The 2,368-nt window shown below is 66.0% G+C and carries 3 protein-coding genes; all 3 read left to right on the forward strand.

Annotation, left to right across the window (positions count from 1 at the left end):
- Positions 1-50 precede the first annotated feature (50 nt).
- Genes tnpA through tnpC form a run of 3 tightly spaced genes read left to right on the forward strand, consistent with a single transcriptional unit; the run spans position 51 to position 2,348 of the window.
- Complete coding sequence (tnpA, locus tag ACFOMH_RS20515) at positions 51-446, forward strand: IS66-like element accessory protein TnpA (protein WP_377746790.1); 396 nt, start codon at positions 51-53, stop codon at positions 444-446.
- The gene (gene tnpB / locus ACFOMH_RS20520) at positions 443-790 is read left to right on the forward strand and encodes an IS66 family insertion sequence element accessory protein TnpB (protein ID WP_377746791.1); all 348 of its coding nucleotides are present in this window, start codon (positions 443-445) and stop codon (positions 788-790) included. Before tnpA ends, tnpB begins: the two co-directional genes overlap by 4 nt.
- 58 nt (positions 791-848) lie before the next feature.
- Entirely contained in the window at positions 849-2,348 is a 1,500-nt protein-coding gene (gene tnpC / locus ACFOMH_RS20525; RefSeq protein ID WP_377746792.1) for an IS66 family transposase, read from the forward strand.
- Positions 2,349-2,368 lie beyond the last annotated feature (20 nt).

A 2,368-nucleotide genomic window follows, 5' to 3' on the forward strand; every position in this document is an offset into this window, starting at 1 on the left:
TCGTAAGCGTCCGGCCTGACCGCCCTGCCGCGTGGTGAGAGGGGCGGATAGTGTCCACCATCGATAGTGGACACTATGGTGATGGCGTGGCGCGTCAGACGAAGCGGCTTTGGACAGACGAGGAGAAGCGGTCGATCTGCTTCCAGACCACTGCGCCCGGTGTTTCGGTCGCCCAGGTGGCGCGGCGCTACGCGGTGAACGCGAACCTGATCTTCAAGTGGCTGCGCGATCCGCGTTATGCGCCCGACCCGACGTTGGCGTCGACCGTGTTGGAGGCGCCGCGCTTTCTGCCGGTCGAGATCGTCGCGGAGACGAAGGCGCCGATGGCGGTGCCCGCCGCCGACAACCACATCGAGATCGACCTGGCTGGCGGGCACCGGATGAGGATCAGCGGCAGCTATGACCCCGAGGCGCTGGCGCGGCTGATCCGAGGCCTGACGGTATGATCCCGGTTCCGGCCGACACGCGGGTCTGGCTAGCGGCGGGCGTCACCGACATGCGCAAGGGCTTTGCGGCGCTCGCGGCACAGGCCGAGGCGGTGCTGAAGCAGGACCCGTTTGCCGGACATCTGTTCGTGTTCCGGGGCCGCCGGGGTGATCTGGTCAAGGTCATCTGGTGGGATGGCCAGGGGGCCTGCATGTTCATGAAGCGGCTGGAGAAGGGGCGGTTCGTCTGGCCCTCGGCCAAGGAGGGCAAGGTGGCACTGACGCCAGCCCAGTTGTCGATGCTGCTCGAAGGCATTGACTGGCGGGCGCCGCAGCGGACGTGGCGGCCCTTGGCAGCGGGATAATCTGCCGCCCTGCAAAAGAAGGATTCCCACAAGGAATACAGTGGGATAAACTTCTTGCATGCTCGATCAAACCCTGACCTTGCCGGAAGACCCCGAGGAGCTGCGCAGCTTCACCGCGCGGCTTCTGGCCGAGGTGAAGGCGCAGGCGGTCCTGATCGAGAAGCTCCAGCATCAGTTGGCCGGGCACCGCGCGCACCGGTTTGGCGCGTCGTCCGAGACAGCGGAACAGCTTCAGTTGGCGCTGGAGACGAGTGAGATTGCCGCCGCCGCGATGACCGCGCGGATGCGTCTGCCGGACATCGAGGAGAAGGACAAACCCAAGCGTCGTCCGATCCCGGATCACATTCCCCGGATGGAGGTGGAACTGACGCCGGGCATCGATGCCTGTGCCGATTGTGGCGGGCGCCTGCGCCGGATCGGCGAGGATGTCACCGAAGAACTGGAGTATGTCCCCGGCCGCTTCATCGTGAACCGGATCGTGCGCCCCCGGCTGACTTGCGCCTGCTGTGAACGCTTCGTCCAGGTCTCGCTGCCCTCGCGCCCGATTGAACGCGGTCGCCCCGGGCCGGGTCTCTTGGCTCATGTGCTGGTCAGCAAATACGCCGACCATCTTCCCCTGTATCGCCAGAGCCAGATCTTCGACCGCGAAGGCCTTGATCTTGATCGCTCGACGCTGGCCGACTGGGTCGGCAAGACCACCGCCCTGCTGGAACCCCTGGCCGACGCCATCGGTCGCCATGTTCTGTCGGCTGAGGCGATCTTCGCAGACGACACGCCCATCAGCATGCTCGCCCCCGGCACCGGCAAGACCCAGACGGCACGGCTCTGGACCTATGCCCGTGACGAACGACCGTGGGGAAGCGATGCCCCACCCGCGGCCTGGTATCGGTTCTCCGGCGACCGCAAGGGCCAGCACCCGAAGGACCATCTCGCCCGGTTCCGGGGCTGGATGCACGCCGATGGTTATGCCGGGTTCGAGGACCTCTATCGGGCCGGGGCGATCCGCGAGGTCGCCTGCATGGCCCATGTCCGGCGCAAGTTCGTCGATATCTTCCGGTCGCAAGGTTCCCCCATCGCCGAAGAGGCCATCGGCCGGATCGCCCAGCTCTACGCCGTGGAAAAGGAAGCCAGAGGGACGCCGCCAGACCGCCGCGCCGAACTGCGACAAGCCCATGCCGCCCCGATCTTCGACGATCTGGAGCGATGGCTGGCCATGCAACTCACGACGATCTCTGGCAAATCACCGCTCGCAGCGGCCATTCGCTATGCCCTGACCCGCATGGAGCGCCTGCGTCCCTACCTCGACCACGGCAACCTCGAACTCGACAACAACGCCGCCGAACGCGGCATGCGCGCCATCGCCCTCGGGCGGAAGAACTACCTCTTCGTCGGCTCCGAGGCAGGCGGAAAGGCCGCCGCCATCGCCTACACCCTCATCGAGACAGCCAAGCTCAACGCCGTCGATCCCCACGCCTGGCTCGCCGACACCCTCGCTCGTATCCCCGACTACAAGATAACCAAGGTCGACGACCTGCTGCCCTGGCGTTGGAACGGATAGCGGCCAGACCGGACGGTTAC

The organism is Paracoccus mangrovi (assembly GCF_042648425.1).
Classification (GTDB): Bacteria; Pseudomonadota; Alphaproteobacteria; order Rhodobacterales; family Rhodobacteraceae; genus Paracoccus; species Paracoccus mangrovi.